The organism is Atopobium fossor DSM 15642 (assembly GCF_000483125.1).
In the GTDB taxonomy this organism is placed as follows: Bacteria; Actinomycetota; Coriobacteriia; order Coriobacteriales; family Atopobiaceae; genus Atopobium; species Atopobium fossor.
Window position 1 is genome coordinate 490,894 of the sequence record NZ_KI519553.1, and the last position, 19,877, is coordinate 510,770.

At 41.4% G+C, this 19,877-nt stretch carries 16 protein-coding genes, 1 other RNA gene and 1 pseudogene; 12 read left to right on the forward strand and 6 right to left on the reverse strand.

The genetic code is table 11. The features are described 5' to 3' along the window. Positions 1-68 precede the first annotated feature (68 nt). From G469_RS0105060 to rnpB, 4 genes are all read right to left on the reverse strand, one after another. Positions 69-968 carry a TIGR03915 family putative DNA repair protein gene (locus G469_RS0105060; RefSeq protein WP_028264123.1) on the reverse strand — a complete coding sequence of 300 codons (900 nt, stop codon included), beginning with the start codon at positions 966-968 and terminating at the stop codon, positions 69-71. Beyond that, positions 940-2,319 (reverse strand): putative DNA modification/repair radical SAM protein, encoded by a 1,380-nt coding sequence (locus G469_RS0105065; RefSeq protein ID WP_084522352.1) that lies wholly within the window; start codon positions 2,317-2,319, stop codon positions 940-942. The genes G469_RS0105060 and G469_RS0105065 overlap by 29 nt, the downstream gene beginning before the upstream one ends. A 207-nt stretch (positions 2,320-2,526) precedes the next feature. After that, the gene (gene nox / locus G469_RS0105070) at positions 2,527-3,888 is read right to left on the reverse strand and encodes a H2O-forming NADH oxidase (protein ID WP_028264125.1); all 1,362 of its coding nucleotides are present in this window, start codon (positions 3,886-3,888) and stop codon (positions 2,527-2,529) included. 120 nt (positions 3,889-4,008) lie between these two features. Beyond that, positions 4,009-4,363: RNase P RNA component class A (gene rnpB, locus G469_RS09005), an RNA gene on the reverse strand. 110 nt (positions 4,364-4,473) lie between these two features. Here rnpB and G469_RS0105075 point away from each other — a divergent pair. From G469_RS0105075 to G469_RS0105115, 9 genes are all read left to right on the forward strand, one after another. Beyond that, positions 4,474-5,034, forward strand: a complete 561-nt coding sequence (locus G469_RS0105075; protein WP_028264126.1) for a hypothetical protein — start codon at positions 4,474-4,476, stop codon at positions 5,032-5,034. Positions 5,035-5,280: 246 nt separating this feature from the next. Continuing rightward, positions 5,281-7,860, forward strand: a complete 2,580-nt coding sequence (locus G469_RS0105080) for a type I restriction-modification system subunit M (RefSeq protein ID WP_028264127.1) — start codon at positions 5,281-5,283, stop codon at positions 7,858-7,860. A gap of 2 nt (positions 7,861-7,862) precedes the next feature. After that, positions 7,863-8,996, forward strand: coding sequence for a restriction endonuclease subunit S (locus G469_RS0105085; RefSeq protein ID WP_028264128.1), 1,134 nt, complete (start codon positions 7,863-7,865; stop codon positions 8,994-8,996). 30 nt (positions 8,997-9,026) lie between these two features. Further along, a complete protein-coding gene (locus tag G469_RS0105090) occupies positions 9,027-9,212 on the forward strand; it encodes an antitoxin VbhA family protein (RefSeq protein WP_028264129.1) in 186 nt (61 codons plus the stop codon). Then, the gene (locus tag G469_RS08460) at positions 9,193-9,861 is read left to right on the forward strand and encodes a Fic/DOC family protein (protein WP_156908409.1); all 669 of its coding nucleotides are present in this window, start codon (positions 9,193-9,195) and stop codon (positions 9,859-9,861) included. The genes G469_RS0105090 and G469_RS08460 overlap by 20 nt, the downstream gene beginning before the upstream one ends. Further along, positions 9,854-10,420, forward strand: coding sequence for a restriction endonuclease subunit S domain-containing protein (locus G469_RS08465; RefSeq protein WP_051353779.1), 567 nt, complete (start codon positions 9,854-9,856; stop codon positions 10,418-10,420). Before G469_RS08460 ends, G469_RS08465 begins: the two co-directional genes overlap by 8 nt. A 16-nt stretch (positions 10,421-10,436) precedes the next feature. Then, positions 10,437-13,595 (forward strand): type I restriction endonuclease subunit R, encoded by a 3,159-nt coding sequence (locus G469_RS0105105; RefSeq protein ID WP_028264130.1) that lies wholly within the window; start codon positions 10,437-10,439, stop codon positions 13,593-13,595. A 17-nt stretch (positions 13,596-13,612) separates the two neighbouring features. Continuing rightward, positions 13,613-14,170, forward strand: a complete 558-nt coding sequence (locus G469_RS08470) for a restriction endonuclease subunit S (RefSeq protein WP_211225405.1) — start codon at positions 13,613-13,615, stop codon at positions 14,168-14,170. Positions 14,171-14,174: 4 nt separating this feature from the next. Next, the gene (locus G469_RS0105115) at positions 14,175-15,101 is read left to right on the forward strand and encodes a site-specific integrase (RefSeq protein WP_028264131.1); all 927 of its coding nucleotides are present in this window, start codon (positions 14,175-14,177) and stop codon (positions 15,099-15,101) included. On the opposite strand, the pseudogene G469_RS08475 reads toward G469_RS0105115, so the two are convergent. Continuing rightward, positions 15,098-15,625: pseudogene (locus tag G469_RS08475) on the reverse strand (restriction endonuclease subunit S); the annotation flags it as partial. The gene G469_RS0105115 and the pseudogene G469_RS08475 sit on opposite strands and share 4 nt — an antisense overlap. Before the next feature lie 180 nt (positions 15,626-15,805). Here G469_RS08475 and G469_RS0105125 point away from each other — a divergent pair. Further along, positions 15,806-16,357, forward strand: a complete 552-nt coding sequence (locus G469_RS0105125) for a DUF4357 domain-containing protein (RefSeq protein WP_028264132.1) — start codon at positions 15,806-15,808, stop codon at positions 16,355-16,357. 69 nt (positions 16,358-16,426) lie between these two features. Here the strand turns inward: G469_RS0105125 and G469_RS0105130 are convergent, their stop codons facing one another. Continuing rightward, a complete protein-coding gene (locus tag G469_RS0105130) occupies positions 16,427-17,080 on the reverse strand; it encodes a GntR family transcriptional regulator (RefSeq protein WP_028264133.1) in 654 nt (217 codons plus the stop codon). Between the two features lie 252 nt (positions 17,081-17,332). Here G469_RS0105130 and G469_RS0105135 point away from each other — a divergent pair, with 252 nt between their 5' ends. Both G469_RS0105135 and G469_RS0105140 read left to right on the forward strand, forming a co-directional pair. Continuing rightward, positions 17,333-18,109, forward strand: coding sequence for a dimethylarginine dimethylaminohydrolase family protein (locus G469_RS0105135; RefSeq protein ID WP_028264134.1), 777 nt, complete (start codon positions 17,333-17,335; stop codon positions 18,107-18,109). 82 nt (positions 18,110-18,191) lie between these two features. Continuing rightward, positions 18,192-19,694, forward strand: coding sequence for a basic amino acid/polyamine antiporter (locus G469_RS0105140; protein ID WP_051353781.1), 1,503 nt, complete (start codon positions 18,192-18,194; stop codon positions 19,692-19,694). Positions 19,695-19,877: the final 183 nt, after the last annotated feature.

The window sequence follows — 19,877 nt, forward strand, 5'->3', positions numbered from 1 at the left end:
CGCATCTTTTAGTCTTGGATTTTCTATCTCCAAGATTTGAGGGTGCGGTTTTTATAGTTGGAGTTCTTTTATGGTTCTAGCTCGTGTAAGTTACTCCAAAAGCGCTTGGGCACCCAGCTTGTACGTAGGTCATAACCACGTTCCAATTGATTGCGTCCACTAAAACCAATCTTTTTATAAAACATCTTCCACATATCGCGAATATAGCGCTCTTCATCAGAGAGATGTTTTGCTTGTAAGAGTTCTTGTAACAATGCTTTGTCAAGTAGCGTTATGCTACAGCGTGTATCTCCAGCTATATGGCTTATAACTACGCTATGCTTTGGGTCTACAATGGCAAAATTTTCCGTACGCAGTCTACCTGCAAAGTATGATGCTACTAGAGGAAGAACATTTGCCTTGCAACTAAAACGAGCAAAATATGATCCATCTTCCATTTTGCTCATACGAATGAATTGACGAGCATGCTCACATTCATTGCGCCCCTTACGTACAAAGTTCAAAAATGCTTCCGACTGCGGTGCTGCTAGCATAGATCGCGATTGCTTTTTGCACTGTAGCACCATGCGTATCCATTCATATACTGCTTGCGGCATAGAAGGGTCATCATAGCTGCAGGCGTAGGCAACAAAATATCTTGCTGGTTTATCGTAGTTGCGCTGTAATTGCACAAGCAAACGTTGTACTAAACCTAAATCTTGTAGTCCATCAAGAGGGCCAAGCAAAACCTCATCCAGCTGTGGTTGACAGCGGTCTTCTAGGCATAGCCGTAGGCAGTTGCTTTTTACGTTGGCATAGTACGTAAGTGCCGTGGTAACAAGAATGGATTCGATTGAAGGTTTGCATAGTAATACAACCTGTTGGCCATAATCTACAGCCATCCTAATCTTTGTAACAAGCTCTTGTGCTTCTGTTGATAATTCACAGATGTGTACATCGTTAGAATAATCTAAGCTGCTGTTCTTCAAGTTCTTTTCTTCTTTGGTTGTATGTACTGGCTTTGGCATCATTCACCACCCGATGCCTAATGAGCTGTGGATCAAGTGGACTGTGAGGGTCGCGTTTACCACAGCAAGTCAAAAAATGCCGAGCCCTTTTAAGGGTAACATGCATGCGTTTTAAATCATCAAAGGTCAAGAGGGTAGTGTGCCGCGACTGTATAATACGCCTTGCACCAACAGGTCCTACTCCTGGAACGCGCAATAACAGCTCCAATGAAGCATCCATTACCTCAATGGGAAAACAATCCAAATGTTTAAGTGCCCATGCAAGCTTGGGATCTACTTCCAAATCAAGCCACGGAGCATCGGGATTTACTAATTCATCAGCATCAAAATTGTAATACCGCATAAGCCAGTCTGCTTGATAGAGCCTGTGCTCTCTGCGTAGAGGGACGGGTGTACCAAGTTCTGGTAAGCGTGCATCTTCGAGCATGGGCATATAGGCAGAGAAGAATACACGTTTAAGATCAAACTTTCTATACAGTGAACTCGAAAGTTTGAGAATATGATTATCATCTTCGGGACTGGCACCCACGATAATCTGTGTAGATTGTCCTGCCGCAGCAAAGCTCCTAAGAGAGCTTCCTACACCTGAAGTTTTTCTCATGGTGCAGGAAGTCCCACGAGAGATAAGTGCCTGCCCAGAGCATTTAGAGTAGCCGAGGTTTCCAAAGGATTGAGATTGTCTAGCAAAAGATCTTTGAGTACTTCCTAGCAAGTGAGTTTCTTCTTCAAGTCGCTTGCTGTGGATAAGCGCCATAGGCTCCAAGAGAGAAGCAGCAGTTTTATCTGGACACAGTATGTCTAAAGAGCTGGCACTTGGTAGTTCTAAGTTAATGGATAAACGGTCCGAGAGTTTGCCAACAATGTCTATCAATTCTGGACTGGTGCCAGGAATTATTTTGGTATGAATATAGCCATTAAACTGGAGTTCTTCTCGTAAGATATGCAAGCATGCAATCATGCGTTCTACGGTAGCATCTGCTGTTCCAAGAACGCCAGAAGACAAAAATAGACCTTCAATATAATTGTGTTTGTAAAACTCAATTGTAAGTTCTGCGAGCTCACGCGGAGTAAAAGTAGCACGAGCACAGCTTGCACTCTTACGATTAACACAGTAGGCACAATCAAAGCTACAAGCGTTTGACATAAGGACTTTGAGCAGAGTAATGCAACGCCCATCTTCTGTAAAACTATGACAGCAGCCAGCAGCGTGAGTGGTACCAAGTTTGCCAGCCTTAGTGTTTTTATTGGAACCGGAAGACGTGCAGGCTACATCAAAGCGTGCAGCTTCTGCAAGAATCTCTAGCTTTGACATAGTATCCACGATATACTCCTTACTAGAACAAATGTTCTAGTAAGGATAACATGTAGATACATACAGTACAAGTGTTCTTATTTTGATAGTGGGATGTTGGACGCAGCATTAGAGCTTAATTTTTGTAACAAAAAGCGGCGACCCCCAAAGGAGCCGCCGTTACTCAAAAAAGAACACCTTACAAGCAAGTCTTATCTAAGCGCAATTTTATAGCTTAACAGCAGAAAGAGCAGCCATGGTAATGTAGTTGTAGGGTTCATTAAAGTGAGGCATAAAGAAAATGTCGCACAAAGCAAGGTGCTCAATGCTTACATGCTCTTGGATGGCTAAAGAGAACATATGAATGGCAGCAGACATATCATGTTCGCTCATAAGCTGGGCACCAATAACAGCATGGTCATCTGTGCGATACACAATGCGGATATGTACATCTGGATTAGCGCCTGTCTCATCCATAAAACCAGGTTTTTGTTTGGCGGTGTACTCGCACATCTGCGCTTCGATACCATGTGATGCTGCAGTTTCGACCGTTTGACCAGTGCAGACCATCTTAAGACCATAGAGACATAGGCCAGAAGAACCCTGTACGCCTAAGGAAGGAATCTCTACGCCACTAGCATTAAAAGCAGCAACAAGGCCAGAGCGAACAGCGTTGGTTGCAAGTGCAATGTAGTTAGCGGCACGAAGTGAGTTGTCGTAGACCGTAGCGCAGTCTCCAATGGCATACACATCAGGCATAGAGGTTTGTTGCTTTGTATCTACTAAAATGGCCCCATTGCTAAAGCGCTCAAGTTTGTCTGCACCAAGCTCATTGTTAGGTCTAAAGCCAATGCACATCATAACAAGGTCAGCATCAAAGGTTTGTTGGTCAGTAACAACGCGACAAACGCGGCCCTGGTTGTCGCCTTCAAAAGACTGAACTTTTTGGCCAAGTGCTACCGCGATGCCATGAGATTCAAGACGTGTCTTCATAACGTCAGAGAAGTCTTTGTCAAAGTGGGTGCCCAAAATACGGTCCAGTGCATCTATAAGAACAACCTGCTTGCCAACACGCTCGTAAGCCTCTGCTAGTTCGGCACCAATGTAGCCAGCACCTACAACAACAACCTTACGAATGTGGTCATCATGGGCAATTTGTTCTACGGCTAGTTGAGCGTCTTGGAAAAGCTTAGCGCGCTGAATATAGGCAAGATCAATGCCGGGAATGGATGGAATAATGGGGGAGGAACCAGTGGCGATAATAAGCTTATCAAAAGGGAGCTTTTGTGAAGTATTGCTCTTGTTTTGATGGTAGGTAATGGTTTTTGCCTGGTAGTTTATACAATCAACAGTGGTTTCCATATAGACATGGGCGCCCTTGGCTTCAAGGTCCTCTTTACTGGAATAAAAAAGTCCTTCACCTTTGGTAATTTGATTACCAATCCACAGTGCCATGCCACATCCCAAAAAACTAATGTTGGAGTTACGGTCAAATACGTATATCTCATCATCAGGATTGAGCGCAAGGAGCTGGTTAACGCAGGCAACACCTGCATGGTTTGCGCCAATAACAACAAATCGCTTACCCATAAACTCTCTTTTCTTTTAATGGCTCATTATGCACGAACATGTATATGCATATTTTGTCATAATCTTAATAACATTTATAGAAAAAATATAGAGAAAACTTTGTAAAGTTGTATATAAAAAGTGCGAAGTGAGCCTATGAGCCGGGTTCTGTCGAGGACGATCATTTATCTACGAACGTTGTTACCAACGCCCTCTAGCGCGCAACCCGAACGCTTAGCGGGCAGCTTCATAGCGTTCCTATTTGCGTTTGCTCCGGATGGGGCTTGCCAAGCCGCCGTATTACTACGACGCTGGTAGTCTCTTACACTACCGTTTCAGCTTTTCTCTTACTCGCAAGCGAGCAGTGGGAGTCTTCTTTTCTGCGGCGCTTTCCGTCGGGTCACCCCGCCTGGCCGTTAGCCAGCATCCTGCCCTATGGAGCCCGGACTTTCCTCATGGGTAGCGTTGCCACCCCCGCGATCGTCTAGCTCACTTCGCATGTGCGATTGTAACACGCCTTGCTGCTTGCCAATAAACCCTTGTAGTTTCAGTTGATATCATCGTAGCTATTCCATATGCTAGACACATGTAAAGGAGGTGGTGTGCATGTCCATTGTTGAGTCTTCATTGTTGGGTTGGCTGATTGTACTTGTTTGGAGTGACATATTATTTCTTTTCAAAAAATGTTGCTTAGATAAAGTAGAAAATGGATTCTTAAAATATATGCTGGGCATGGTGTTTGCACATAGTTTAGTTCTGTTGCTTTATATTACAGCGATGCGCATCAGCTTCTTAAGAACGGTATTACAAAATTGGCGCTTTGGAATTATATACGGACCTCCGGGTGCACTCATGTTGTTTATAATCCCTGGATTTTATTCCATCTTTTTAATAGGAAAAGGTTACTTCAATGAAGGTGGAAATCAGGCATCTTGGGAATGGAAATTAAAGATGATGGCTTCTCTATTTTTTAATGGATTTGCTACTCTTTTTGGTTTGCTATGGGTTTACCTTCTTCTGCAAGGAACAAGTTTTTCTGAGTTGGTTTTTATCATTCGAGATAGCTTTCAATACATGGATTGGTGGGGGATGCTTGCGTTTGCTGCTTCATGCATCCTTTTGGTGTTTGTCATGTGGGTTGATCATAAAAAATGCCATAGTATTTAGAGTATCTTTCACAAAAGATTAAAGAAATAATTAATCCTTTCTGTCCTATTCAGAGGACAGTTGGAGTAAAAGCAGTGTATTACACTCTAAAATCAACTTATAGAGTAAGTGAATAATAGGAGTATGAACATGTTTCTGCTTTAAGAATATTTTTGAATTACGTTTATCGAATAATCTAGCAGGTCATAAGGCTGTAATGAGATAATTACGATTGTTTTCAGCGTAAGTATTCCAAAGGAGTTCAAGGTGAATAAGCAAGAATTATCTAATAATATTTGGAAGCAGGCAAACAAGATGCGCGGCAAGATTGATGCTTCGGAATATAAAGATTTTATTCTTGGTTTTATCTTTTATAAGTTTTTGTCTGAGCGAGAAATAAGCTGTGCCCTTGCCAATGAAATGGACAAGTCCGAGCTTGTGGAGCTTGAAGAAACCAATATAGAAGTTCGTGAGCTTATCCAAAGCGAGCTTGGATATTTTATTAATTACAAAGACCTCTTTAGCACTTGGATTTCGAGTGGTTACGATTTTGAAATTGCAAATGTTTATGACGCGCTTTCTGCGTTTAATCGTAATATTGTTCCATCTCATAAAAAAGTCTTTGAGAAGATTTTTGACAGCCTAGAGACTGGTCTTTCAAAGCTTGGTACTAGTGCGTCAGCTCAAACAAAATCTGCACGAGATATTATGCAGCTCATTAACAAGATTCCCATGGATGGTAAGCAAGGCTATGACGTGCTTGGCTACATTTACGAGGATCTTATCAGTAAATTTGCTTCTACAGCAGGTAAAAAAGCTGGCGAATTTTATACCCCGCATGAAGTTTCAACGGTAATGGCAAATATCGTTGCTTATTATCTTCGCAATAAAGATAGTGTAGAGGTGTATGACCCCACTTCTGGTTCTGGCTCGCTTCTCATTACTATTGGTAAAGCAGCTGCTCAGTATTCTGGCACACTTAATAGTATTAAGTTTTATGCTCAAGAGCTTAACCAGAACACCTACAATCTAACGCGTATGAATTTGATTATGCGTGGTATTGCACCAGATAACCTGTATACAAGAAATGCAGATACACTAGACGATGACTGGCCTTATTTTGATGAAAATGACCCTAGTGGTACCTATAATCCTTTATTTGTAAATGCGGTTGTCTCTAATCCTCCGTATTCTCAAGATTGGCACTCAGAGAACAAAGAGAATGACCCTCGCTATAGCTTTGGTTTAGCTCCAAAATCTACTGCAGACTATGCATTCTTACTACATGACCTTTATCATCTTCAGCCAGATGGAGTTATGACAATCGTTTTGCCTCATGGCGTGTTGTTCCGCGGAGGATCTGAGGGAGAAATTCGACGTAATCTGCTTGAGAATCATCATATCGAGGCAGTAATTGGTTTACCAGCAAACATTTTCTTTGGTACGGGAATTCCTACTATTATTATGGTTTTGCGTAAGCAGCGAGTTGCAGATAACGTTCTATTCATTGATGCCTCAAAAGGTTTTGAGAAAAAGGGAACACAAAATGTGCTGCGCGCCTGCGATATTAAGCGTATTACAGACACCATTATTGCCCATGAAACTGTTGAGGGTTATTCGCGTGTAGTGCCCTTGGAAGAGATTCGTAATAACGATTACAACCTTAATATCCCTCGTTATATTGACACATCAGAAAAAGCTGAGTCGTGGGATATATATGCTTCGATGTTTGGTGGAATTCCAAATTCAGAAATTGATGCTTTAAAGGATTACTGGGATGCATTTTCTGGTCTACGCGAAACTCTATTTACTAGCCTTAATGAAAAGTACTCGAAAGCCAGTCTTGATACATCAGATGCTTTTGCACTAGAAGATAAGATTACTAACTATGCAAAAGTAAAGGATTATGAAGCTGTTTATAAATCGAAACTTTCTGGAATTCAGCAGATACTTCAAGAGTCTCTAATCAATAATCTTATGTCTATAGAGCCTAATGTCGAAAAAAATAGCATTTCAGATGCTTTGTTCACCATGCTTGATGGTATTCCTCTGGTTGATAAATATGACGTGTATCAAGTGTTTGCAGCAGTTTGGGAGCATGTAGAGCAGGATATAGAAGTCATTCATGCAGATGGTTTTGAGTCAATTAAAACTGTAGAGCCAAATATGGTTACTAAAACCAAGGGTGGTGAAGAAGTAGACGTACAAGAAGGATGGAAGGGTCATATTTTCCCCTATGAGTTTGTGCAGCAGCGCTATCTTAAAGATGACTTGGCTCGATTAACAGCATTGACGCAACGTCTTGATGAAATAAACTCCGAGCGTAATGACATTTTTGAATCTCTTTCCGAAGAAGAGAAAAGTCATGATGTTGTGAATGATTCAAGTACCGCATTTGTTACTGCCGCTATAAAGAAATATGCAAAAGAATTCAAGAAAGATTTTATTGAAGAAGATTCGTTTGAAGAGAAAATTATTAATGTATCAGCTCTTGCTAATGAGGAAACAACGCTCAAAAGAACTATTAAAGAGATGAACGCATTACTTGAAGCAAACACACGTAAGCAAATTGAAAACCTTACTGACGACCAGATATATATACTTTTAAAAGATAAGTGGATTACTCCAATTATCGATGGCGTATTTGAATTACCGCAGGTAGTAATTACTGATTTGTCAAAGAAGGTATCTGGGTTATGCAAAAAGTACGCAACTACTCTTAGTGATTTGCAACAAGAGATTAATACTGCTGAAGCTGAGCTAATTGGCTCCCTTGATCAGCTTGTTGGTGATGAGTATGACATGCTTGGTCTTGAGCAATTTAAAAAATTGCTCGGAGGTGAGTAAACATGCTGGAAAAGAGGGATGTTCCACAGATTCGTTTTTCTGGTTTTACTGACCCTTGGGAACAGCGTAAGTTCTCTGATTTCGCTCAACGTGAATCTACTTTTCAATCGTCATCATCTGAATATCCAAGCATTGAGTATGAAGATGTTGTCGCCGAGGAAGGACGCCTAAATAAAGATGTCCGAAAGAAAGAAATACAGAAAAAGGGTATAGCTTTCGATGGAACTCAGGTGCTATATGGAAAGCTCCGTCCGTATCTACATAACTGGCTAAGCCCTGATTTTACAGGCGTTGCTGCTGGTGACTGGTGGGTTTTGAGACCGGTTGGAATGGATAAGAAATTCCTTTATAGACTGATTCAGACGCAGCAATTTGATAAAATTGCCAATCAATCATCTGGCTCAAAAATGCCTCGTGCAGACTGGAATCTTGTATCAAATACGGAATTTGTCGTTCCCGTTTCGCTTGGTGAACAACGACAGATAGCGGAGACTTTTGACAGCCTCGACTCCCTCATCACCCTTCATCAGCGTAAGTGTGACAAATTGGTTGACTTCAAGAAGTCTATGCTTGAAAAGATGTTTCCAAAAGAAGGAGAAGTAGAACCTGAAATACGTTTTTCTGGTTTTACTGACCCTTGGGAACAGCGTAAGCTGGGGGAGTTGTTTAGTTACGAGCGTCCCGATGCTTATATTGTTAATGACGAAGAATATGACGACTCAAATCCGACTCCAGTGCTCACAGCGAATAAAGGTTTTATTCTCGGATACACTGCAGAAAGGCAAACACATAAAGAACCCTGTGTAATTTTTGATGACTTTACGCTCAACTGCAAGCTTGTGACCTTTCCTTTTATGGTTAAGTCTTCAGCAATAAAAATTCTTCATGCCTATGACGATGTTGATCTAACTTTCGCATACGAGCGTCTTTGTTCATCGAATATAGAAGTTTTGGGACATGCTCGACACTACATTAATGTTGTTCAAAATACCGAAGTTGCAGTTTCTACTTACACTGAGCAGCGTGCCATTGGCAAAGTATTTAGCAACCTCAATTCCCTCATCACCCTTCATCAGCGTAAGTTAGAAATGCTTAAAAAAATGAAACAAGCAATGCTCGAAAAGATGTTCGTATAAATTCAAATCACAACAGTAGGAGGTTTTTCAATGGATCGCAAGCGTGCAGTTGAGGAATCCGTTCACTCAAGCGAAATGGAGGGTGCTTACGTGTCTGCCGAGTTCCGCAAGGATGCTGAGGAATACGTGAAGGGTGACATCCCTATAGAGGAGCTCATGCGCAGGACAAAACGTCGTTGGGACCCTGGTAGGAAGGGTGAGGCGGCGCATGTCTGACGAGTTTGTCGATCCCTATATTGATCCAAATACAGGCATTCTGCAAAATCTTGTTGGTGCAAGAACATGGGACGAGTTGAACAACGCTGAAGGTGAGCTTGTCTCTGCTCGCATGAGCGAGTTTCTCAAGGAGCTTCCCATTAATCCGACAGGCACACTTGATGACCTGATGTACATTCACTGGTGGCTGTTCCAAGATGTGTTTGAGTGGGCGGGAAAAATTAGAACCATCGAAATTCGTAAGGCGAGTGAGGAGTCACAGTTCTTTCTTCCGTCAGCAAACATAACAACAGGCGCTGCTTGGGCGTGTGGCGAGCTTGAAAAGGACGGTTTTTTCAGGGAAGTGTCACTGGAAGACTTTCCTAGACGTATGGCCTATCACTATGACAACTACAACTTTATTCATCCATTTCGCGAAGGTAACGGCCGAACCCAGCGTCTGTTCTGGTCTCTTCTTTGTCACAAAGCGGGTTTTGACCTCGATTGGAGGGGAGTCTCTGGTGTGGAGAATGACGAAGCGAGTCGCATGGCAACGGAGGACCGCGATATGGGGCCGCTAGAATCCATCTTTGCAAGGATTGTCACCCCATGTGATCCATCCGTGTCTCTCAACGCTGAGATGATACGAGCAGGGCATCTTGATGGGTAGGAAATCGATTGACCCTTGGGAACAGCGTAAGCTGGAAAATTTTCTTTCATTGAGTCGAATACCGGGGCATACGGGTATCGATGCAAGAAAATTAACGGTAAAGCTCTGGTCTAAAGGAGTTGTCGAAAAAATAGATACTTATTCCGGAAGTGAAAATACACAGTACTACATTCGTCATGCCGGTCAGTTTATGTATGGGAAGCTAGATTTCTTACATGCGGCATTCGGGATTGTACCCGATAGCCTTGATGGATATGAATCTACCTTGGATTCTCCCGCGTTCGATATGCGAGATATAGACAGTTCTTTTTTACTGAATCGCGTAAGTAAGGTGGACTTCTATATTCGACAAGGTAACATTGCAAATGGTAGTCGGAAGGCAAAGCGCATACATGAAGATACGTTCCTCGCAATGCCAATAACGATTCCCTCGCTTGAAGAGCAAAGACTCATCGGATTGATGTTCGTCCACCTCGATTCCCTCATCACCCTTCATCAGCGTAAGTGTGACAAATTGGTTGACTTCAAGAAGTCTATGCTCGAAAAGATGTTCGTATAGGAAGGAAAGCCAAAAAATGGTTTTCGAGAGTGAAGCAGCGTTTGAAAATGCGGTTATCGAAAGTCTGATTCAACATGGCTGGAGTTCAGAGATTCTAAAAAATCCAACCAAACAGGATCTTCTCGATAATTGGGCTGATATTCTATATCGCAATAATATAGATATTGATCGTCTTAATGGTCAGCCGTTAACTGCTTCCGAGATGAATCAGGTTATTGAGCAAATTAATGTTCTTCGTACACCAAGTCAGTTAAATGAGTTCATTAATGGTAAGAGCGTATCTATCAAACGTGATAATCCAGCTGATAAGCTTCATCTTGGCAAGATTGTTAGTCTTCAAATTTATAATCGTAACGAAGTTGCTGGTGGAAAAAGTATTTATCAAATTGCTCAGCAGCCAATTTTTGATACTCCAATAAAAGAGGTTCACAATAGGAGGGGAGACTTACTCCTTCTGATTTGTGGTATGCCTGTCATTCATATTGAGCTTAAAGGCTCAAATGTTCCTATTAGTCAGGCAGTAACTCAGATTAAAAAGTATATGCATGAAGGTGTTTATCACGGCATTTACTCTCTTGTGCAGGTCTTTTTTGCAATGAATCCAAATGAAACAAAATACTTTGCAAACCCTGGTTCTGAGGATGCCTTCAAGCCTGAGTTTCAGTTTCATTGGGGAGATTTCTACAACAATCCAATTAATGACTGGAAAGAAATCACTTCTACGATCTTGAGTATCCCCATGGCTCATCAGCTTATTGGTTTTTATATTATTGCAGATAGTTCTGATGGCGTTTTAAAAGTTATGCGCAGCTATCAAATTAAAGCTGTTGAGAAAATTACAGATCGCGTAATTACACAGCGTTGGGGAGAGAAGAATCAGCGTGGTGGCTACATTTGGCATACTACTGGTTCTGGTAAGACAATGACGAGCTTTAAAGCAGCTGAGCTTATTGCTAATTCTCATGCTGCAGATAAAGTCATTTTCTTGATGGATCGAATTGAGCTCAGTACACAGTCCTTGCGTCAATATAACGACTTTACTTCCTTAAACGAAGAGGTTCAAGGCACTAATAACACCTATGACTTACGCAATAAGCTGCGCAGTACAGATCCAAGTAACACACTTATTGTTACTTCAATCCAAAAAATGAGTAACATTCATTTGGACGCTAATGGCATTACGGATGAAGAAATTGCAATACTCAATAAAAAACGTATGGTTGTAATTGTTGATGAATGCCATCGTTCCACTTTTGGTGATGAAATGGCAATTATTAAGAGAACATTCCCATTCGCTCTGTTTTTTGGCTTTACAGGTACTCCTATTCAAGGCGAAAATGAAAAAAATAAGTCTCAAACGTCAGATATTTTTGGCAATGAGCTCCATCGCTACAGTATTGCAGACGGAATCCGAGATAAGAATGTATTGGGTTTTGACCCCTACATGATCTGTGTGTATAAAGATAAAGATATACGTAGAGAAGTTGCTCTTCATCAGGCTAAAGCTAGTTCTGTCAAAGAGGCTCTGTCTGACCTAAATAAGAAAAAAATATACCTTCATTTTATGAATAAGAATGTGGTTCCAGAAGCTGGTTATAGAGATGCTAGTGGTGAATACCATAAGGGAATTGAGGACTATATTCCTAAATCTCAATTTGATAATGATGACTATAGAAGTGCAGTAGTAAAAGATATTGCAGAGAGTTTTGAAACTCACAGTTTAAACCATCGTTATCATGCAATTTTTGCAACTAGCAGCATTCATGAAGCAATTGCGTACTATCGTCTATTTAAGCAGCTTGCACCTGAGATTGTAACGACTGCACTATTTGACCCAAATATTGATAATAATGAGGGTGCTATAGAAAAAAGTGATGGGCTTGCAGAACTAATCAAAGATTATAATCAGCGATTTGATCGTGAATATACGGCAGCCAAATTCCAGGATATGAAAAAGGACATTTCTTCCCGCTTAGCTCATAAGAGTCCTTATAAAGGTATTGAAAAAGATAAGAGTCAGCAAATTGATATTCTGATAGTTGTAGACCAGATGTTAACTGGTTTTGACTCAAAATGGGTTAACACGTTGTACCTTGACAAAGTATTAAAGTATGAAGGGTTAATTCAGGCATTTTCTCGTACAAACCGTCTGTTCAGAAGCGATGAAAAACCTTATGGCATAATCCGCTATTACCGACTTCCTCATACAATGAAGAGAAACGTCAAAGATGCAATTAAACTTTACTCTGGAGACGTTCCTTTTGGTCTTTTTGTTGATAAATTGCATGTCAATTTGAAGAAGATTGATTCTCTATTTTTGGAGATAGAGAGCTTGTTTAATTCGAACGGGGTAGAGAATTTTGCATCATTGCCAGAATCTTATGAATCTCGTGCTAAGTTTTCCCAGTTATTTAGAGATCTTTTTCAAACAGTTGCCGCAGCAAAATTGCAGGGTTTTGTTTGGAGAGATGATTTTCACTACGAAATTAATATTGAAACTGAAACCAATGACGATAGTGATACGGAAGTTATTGAACTTTCTATTGATGAAAGAGCTTATGAAACGCTTATTCAACGTTATAAGGAGTTGCAATCAAATGAGGCTACTGGCTCAGACAGCAGCAGTTCATATGCTTCTTATGAGCTAGATCCCTATATCACTGAGTATGATTTGGTTCGAATTGATGCTGATTATATGAACCATAATTTCAAAAAATGGATCAAAGCAAAAAATGATGACAAGGTATCAGTTGAACGAGTGCAACAAGTTTTACAACAGCTTCACCGCTCATATGCCTCTTTATCTCAAGAGCTACAAGAGATAGCAAATCTTGTAATTCATGATATTGATGCCGGTGACCTAGAAGTTGAATCTGATAAGGATTTCATGACTTATATAACTCAGTATCAGGCAAAAGCTTTTGAAGATGAAGTTACAAAAATTGTTGATAACTTTGGATTAGATGAGCAGCTCTTTAGATCAATTATTGCAACAAATGTGACCGAAGCAAATCTTAATGAATACGAGCGTTTTGATAAGCTAAAGGCTTCTGTTGATAAGGGAAAAGCTGCAAATTATATAGAGTCCGTAGATGGAGAAACACTTAAAGGTTTTCGCTTAAATGCGCGAATAAACAAGCTGTTAAAGTCGATTCTTTTGGAGTGGAATAAGTAAACATAAAAGCGAGCCTGTTGACTCGCTTTTATGTTTCTTGGGAACAGCGTAAGCTGGGGGAGCTCGGAACAACTTACGGCGGTCTGACCGGCAAGACAAAGGACGACTTTGGGCATGGCGAGGCGAGATTCGTTCCTTATATGAATGTTTTCGACAACCCTATTGGCGACCCAACGCGACTTGGAGAGGTCGAAATCGACACAAGCCAAAATCGCGTTTTGCGTGGTGATACCCTGTTCACGGTGTCATCTGAGACTTCTGAAGAGGTTGGCATGTCATCCGTTTGGCTCTCTGAACTCGAGAACCTTTACCTGAACAGCTTCTGTTTCGGGTATAGGCAAAACGGTAGTTTCTACCCATATTACCTTGCTTACATGTTGAGATCCCATTTCGTTCGCAAAGCCATTGAATTGCTTGCCCAAGGAATATCGCGTTTCAACATTTCCAAGGGAAAGGTTATGGAGGTAGAAGTGCCTGTGCCAGATATGATCGAGCAGAGGCAGATTGGCAACTTCTTCTATCAGCTTGATTCCCTCATCACCCTTCATCAGCGTAAGCGTATAGATATGAGGTGAATAATTGTTCGGCTGGAAAAAGAACACCTTACTGTTTTGTGACTATTATGAGCAATGGGTTTCAACATATAAAGAAGGTGCAATTCGCGATATTACAATGCGCAAATATGCGCTAACTCAGAGATGGATTAGAGATCTAGTTCCAAATCTTTATGTTCATGACCTTGATAGGGTAGTGTACCAAGGAATTATTAATGCATATGCTCTTTCTCATGAGAGGCAAACGGTCATGGATTTTCATCATCAGCTTAAAGGTGCAATCTTAGATGCTGTTGATGAAGGAATGATTGCAAGAGATCCAACAAGAAAAGTGATAATAAAGGGCAGGGAAGCGAGACAAAAGAAGCCAAAATATCTCAATCAGTTTGAACTTCATAAATTGCTAGAGGTTCTTCATTTGGGTAATCAATTAAATTGGGATTGGATGCTATTGCTTATAGCAAAAACCGGTATTCGTTTTTCTGAAGCACTGGCCTTAACTCCCGCAGATTTTGATTTTTCAAGACAAACACTTTTGATTAATAAAACGTGGAATTACAAGGGGAGTGGGGGATACCTGCCCACAAAAAATAAATCTTCTATCCGAAAAGTACCCATTGATTGGCAACTAATCGTTCAATTTTCAGAACTTTCCAAAGGATTGCCTGATGATAAGCCTATTTTTGTAAAAGGTAAAACGTACAACTCAACAGTTAACTCAATCTTGACGCGTAGATGCAAAGAAGCTGGAGTACCTGCAATTTCTATTCATGGTCTGAGGCATACGCACGCATCTATCTTGTTATTTGCAGGGGTTTCTATTGCAAGTGTGGCGCGCAGATTAGGTCATGCAAGCATGAATACGACTCAAAAGACATATCTGCACGTTATTCAAGAATTAGAAAATAAAGATATTGATGTAGTAATGAGAACATTATCGAGTTTGACTTAATGAATCATAAATACAAGAGGCTTACGCTGATGAAGGGTGATAAGGGAATCCAAGTTGAGCACAAGAGACGTAATGACTTGTTGCTCCTCTATCGTTGGATAGGTTAATTCGACATCAGCAATGTCGTCGCCATGAACATGAACGACCGATTTCCCCTGTGCTCTCTTTGCAAGGTCTTCGTGGGCTTTGCCATATGTAATGCCAATCGCAGTGTAGTCCGGGTCTAAGCTGTTGTCTGGCGTAACAACATTTAGGTCGCCACCTAAAATAATCCCTGACCTGCGAACTGACGACGCAACGGCAATATCTTCCGCTGTCTCTCCGGATGCAGGTACGATCACTTCGACGCCCTTCGACAGCAAGGAGCCTTCTTGTTCGACGGCAAAGGTATCGACCTCTTCGATGCGAGATTCGTATTGAGTATATAGACGTCCATAGAGGATTAAGGGCGTTCCAGAATCTCGTATATCAGCCTTGCTGTAACCGTGGCCTTTCGTAAACGTACAAAGCTCACCCAGCTTACGCTGTTCCCAAGGGTAATCTGACTAATAAAGAAATTACCCGATTTACCACGTCGAGGTATTTATTTTTTACTTGACGAAGACCATGGAGTTTTAAGTAGAGTATATGCTGGTCAGACTACACAGGGGTTATCGCGACTTGATGCTCATAAATCAAAGAAAGAGTTTTGGAACAGGGCAGTAATGTTTCTGGATGTTGATAGCAACATTGATCGTGATGTGCTAGATGCATTGGAAGCAAAGGCAATCAAATATGTAAACGAACATGGTTCTTACGAGACTGATAACTCAGTTATTCCGAGCACACATAGCAATCCTTATAAAGAAGAGGCTGTTGATAATTTATTTGAACGAATTCTTTTTCGTATGGAAGTGCTTGGCTATGATTTAAATCGAATTGAAAGTACCTATGTGGTTGAAGAAAGCATATTCCATACAAAGAGAAATGGCATTCGGGCACAAGGTCGTTATGATGTAAACACGGGACGCTTTACCGTTTTGCCAGAATCCGATATTGATTTGAGTCGAGACGTAATAAAAAATCAAACTGCAGCAATTATGCGTGAGCAGATTTTTGGTAATCAAAAGGTCAAAGCAGTGCTTAATTGTGAGATAGAGTTTTCAAGTCCTTCTACAGCTGCAGTATTTGTACTTGGTGGTAGCCAAAATGGTTGGACAGAATGGATTAATGCACGGAATCAGACACTTGATTTTGTGTATAGGCAGCAGAACTAATAGACGTCTGGCAAGAAGTCCAAGTTGTTGTATGTAAACAGCAATTGTTTTAATAGTGAGTATCGAGTGCTACCAAGATAAATACTTGGCATTATCCAACGACCAGTGCACATCACGAATATATTTTTGCAAACTACTACCATCACGCTTTTTGAATAACGCAACAATATGAGCATGTTCTTTATTTGCCTTGCGAGCATTTGCTTCCAAAATTTCGGGTTTCTCTTGTAAATAAGCGCGCTTCATAAAAAAGCGATTGAGATCTTCTATGTAATGAGAAAGGCGTGTGTTGCCACACTTACATACATAAGTCTGATGGAACTCACGTTGTAGGTCATCATAGCGGTCATACAGTCCACTATTTATAGCCAGTTGCATGCTATTGCACAAAAATCCGAGCTGAGCAATGTCATTATCGCTCATACGTCCTGCCGCTAATAAAGCTGCACGACCATCTAAAGGTCCTAAAATTTCAAATACTTCTCTGGCGGCGGATTCATCAAAGCCACGCACTACAAAGCCCTTGCGCGGAACGCGCTCCAAATAGCCTTCATCAGAAAGCTGCATCAGTGCTTCTCTGACAGGAGTACGGCTTACAGACAGAGCATCTGCAATGCTTTGCTCGCTAACATGTTCAAACTCGCCGAGCATACCTTCGTTTATGAGATCAGTAATGTGTGCGTATACGTGGTCTTTGAGGGAGAGGTATCTGTCTTTTGCCATGGGAAACCCTATTCCATTAAATGTATTTAAAGCAATATTGTATACAATCAACAATATTGCTTATATAAACAAAAAAGTAAAGGTAAAAAGTACTTTTTAAACCGTTTACAGTTCAAAATATACCACTTAAGTTCACAGTGTACATAGGTGAAGGACCATCAAGATATGTTGGGATTGCAAGCACACAGTGCAAGCAAATCTATGCGATCGCAAGTAACAGTTGAGGTAGTTCTTTGGAAAAGAGGTTTTAAAATGACCAAGTTTACGCACTGCATCGTTCGTCGTCCAAGCCACTCTTTGCTCGATGGTATCACCTCTGCTCCTGAGTTGGGCAAACCTGATTATGATCGCGCTTTAGAAGAGCATAATGACTACATTGATGCACTTACGCGCTGTGGTGTAGACGTTACCGTTTTGCCTGCTTCTGAAGAGTATCCAGATAGCTGCTTTGTCGAGGATACCTGTGTAATTACACGCTGTGGTGTCATTGTAGATAACCCTGGTGCAGACAGCCGTCGTGGTGAAGCTGCGCTACTTGAGCCTGTTTTACATCGCTTCTTTGACTATGACAAGATTCGTCACATTACCTCACCTGGCACTCTTGAAGGCGGAGATGTCATGATGGTAGGAGACACTTTCTATGTAGGTAGGTCTAAGCGTACCAACGAAGAGGGTATTCGTCAGTTTTCTGCCATCTTGGAAGAGTGGGGGCTTAGGTGTGTAGAGGTTCCTCTTGAGAAGGTTTTGCACCTTAAGACAGGCGTTAACTACATCGAAGATAACAATATGCTGGTTTCCGGTGAGTTTATCGACAAACCCGAGTTTGCTCAATACAACAAGATTGTGGTACCAGAAGAAGAAGCCTATGGTGCCAACTGCATCTGGATGAATGGCACTGTTATTGTTGCAGAGGGTTATCCCACGGTGCTGAAGGCTGTTCAGGATGCTGGCTATAAGACCATCGTGGTTGATACCTCTGAGTATCGCAAACTTGATGGCGGTCTATCTTGTCTCGGCCTGCGTTTCTAACATGAGTTTGTAATCCCCAAGGGCTGCATGGATCTTTTCTGGACGGGTTCGTGCAGCTCTTTTTACGGAAAGGGGCTTTACGATGGAAAAATCCCATATACCAACAAGTGATGCAGACAATCTTTTGGTGGATGAGCAAGGCAATAAGATTATTGATCCTCATGGCATGGGTCTGCTGCGTCTTTCCATGATGGTTATTACCGCAAGTATTTGTGGTGGCATATTTTCGCTTGCAGGAGATTTAGCTGCGGGTGGAGCTAATACAGCTGCCGTACTGGTAAGTTGGGGTATTTGTTTTGTAGGTGTGTTAGCTTTGGCTATGTGTTTCTTTGGATTATCGCGGGCTCGTCCTGATCTTACGGGTGGAATATATGCCTATGCGGCGGCTGGCTTTGGTGACTTTGTTGGATTTATTTCTGCGTATGGTTACTGGATTTCTGGTTGCTTATCCAATGTTTCGTTTGCCTTGTTGCTCTTCTCGGCATTGGGATACTTTTTTAAGCCGTTTGAGAGCGGTAACAATTTACTTTCTTGTATTTGTGCCTCTGCCTATGTTTGGTTTTTGGTGTGGCTGGCAGCCAAGGGCGTTAAGGAGGCGGCAAAACTCAATATTTTTGTAACGATTGCGAAGATTATTCCGTTAGGCCTGTTTGTAGTATCTATTTTGCTGTTGGGAAAGTTTGATCCTGCCATTTTTATGGATAACTTTATAGGTGAACCTGGCGGGCCTGGCTTTTACGAGCAGATTGTTTCTACTATGGTGGCATTGGTCTGGATCTTTACCGGTATTGAGGCTTCAGTTGTTATTTCTGGTCGTGCCCGCTTAGCTAAAGATGTTGGACGATCTACCATTATTGGATTTGTATTTATCTTTGTGCTCTACATGTTTATTTCGGTATTGAGTATGGGTGTGGTACCTCGTGCTCAAATGGCAGAGTTGTCAACGCCTTCCATGGCAGGAGTGTTGGAAGCTGCTATTGGTCCTGTGGGTGCTGCCGTTGTTAACCTAGCTGTTGTGTTGTCCTTATTGGGCGCTATGCTGGGTTACGTCATTATTAATGCAGAGACTCCCTACGAAGCAGCAAAGAAGGGCACATTTCCCAAAGTGTTTGCACGCTCAAACGAAGCAGGATCTCCCATTGTTACCCTGATTGTTTCCTCTGGCATTACGCAGTTGTTCTTGGTTTTGGCGGTATTTGCTACATCTACCTATCAGTTTATGTACAACTGTGCTGTGTGTACAATCCTAGTTCCCTATGTGGCATCTGCTTTGTATTTTGCAAAGATTGCTTGGCAAAACAAGTATATGGGGGACGATGGTGCTGGTAGTGTAGCTAAGGCACGCTTCTTTGGTACCTTAGGATGTATCTATAGTATCTTTTTGGTGTGGTCTTGTGGTGTCACAGGCATCATGATTACTACCATTTTGTTTACGCCAGGCATTTTGTTATACGCTTGGGGAGAAAAGACACAGGACAAGAAAATTTTGCCAACTACTACCGATAAGATCATTGCCCTTCTTATTGTTGGCACTATGTTGGTATCCGTATATCAAATTGCAACAGGCGCTATTTCTGTAATCTAGCTATTTGTCTTTAGCATTACCTTTTTGATAGTTTTTCTTAGATGAGTACCTATACCTTGTTTGGGTTAATCTCAAGCAAGGCATAGGTACTATTGGCATAATGTATCTGGAATAATGCATGAGGACAGCTTTATTTTAGAAATGCTGGTGTGAGGTAGGATATGCAGCAAGAATATAAAACCT

Bases quoted from the DNA above. Each gene is read 5' to 3' on its own strand.
- G469_RS0105065 (WP_084522352.1), bottom strand. From the start codon at position 2,319: ATGTCAAAGCTAGAGATTCTTGCAGAAGCTGCACGCTTTGATGTAGCC.
- nox (WP_028264125.1), bottom strand. From the start codon at position 3,888: ATGGGTAAGCGATTTGTTGTTATTGGCGCAAACCATGCAGGTGTTGCC.
- G469_RS0105075 (WP_028264126.1), top strand. From the start codon at position 4,474: ATGTCCATTGTTGAGTCTTCATTGTTGGGTTGGCTGATTGTACTTGTT.
- G469_RS0105085 (WP_028264128.1), top strand. From the start codon at position 7,863: ATGCTGGAAAAGAGGGATGTTCCACAGATTCGTTTTTCTGGTTTTACT.
- G469_RS0105090 (WP_028264129.1), top strand. From the start codon at position 9,027: ATGGATCGCAAGCGTGCAGTTGAGGAATCCGTTCACTCAAGCGAAATG.
- G469_RS08465 (WP_051353779.1), top strand. From the start codon at position 9,854: ATGGGTAGGAAATCGATTGACCCTTGGGAACAGCGTAAGCTGGAAAAT.
- G469_RS0105105 (WP_028264130.1), top strand. From the start codon at position 10,437: ATGGTTTTCGAGAGTGAAGCAGCGTTTGAAAATGCGGTTATCGAAAGT.
- G469_RS0105125 (WP_028264132.1), top strand. From the start codon at position 15,806: ATGTTTCTGGATGTTGATAGCAACATTGATCGTGATGTGCTAGATGCA.
- G469_RS0105130 (WP_028264133.1), bottom strand. From the start codon at position 17,080: ATGGCAAAAGACAGATACCTCTCCCTCAAAGACCACGTATACGCACAC.
- G469_RS0105135 (WP_028264134.1), top strand. From the start codon at position 17,333: ATGACCAAGTTTACGCACTGCATCGTTCGTCGTCCAAGCCACTCTTTG.
- G469_RS0105140 (WP_051353781.1), top strand. From the start codon at position 18,192: ATGGAAAAATCCCATATACCAACAAGTGATGCAGACAATCTTTTGGTG.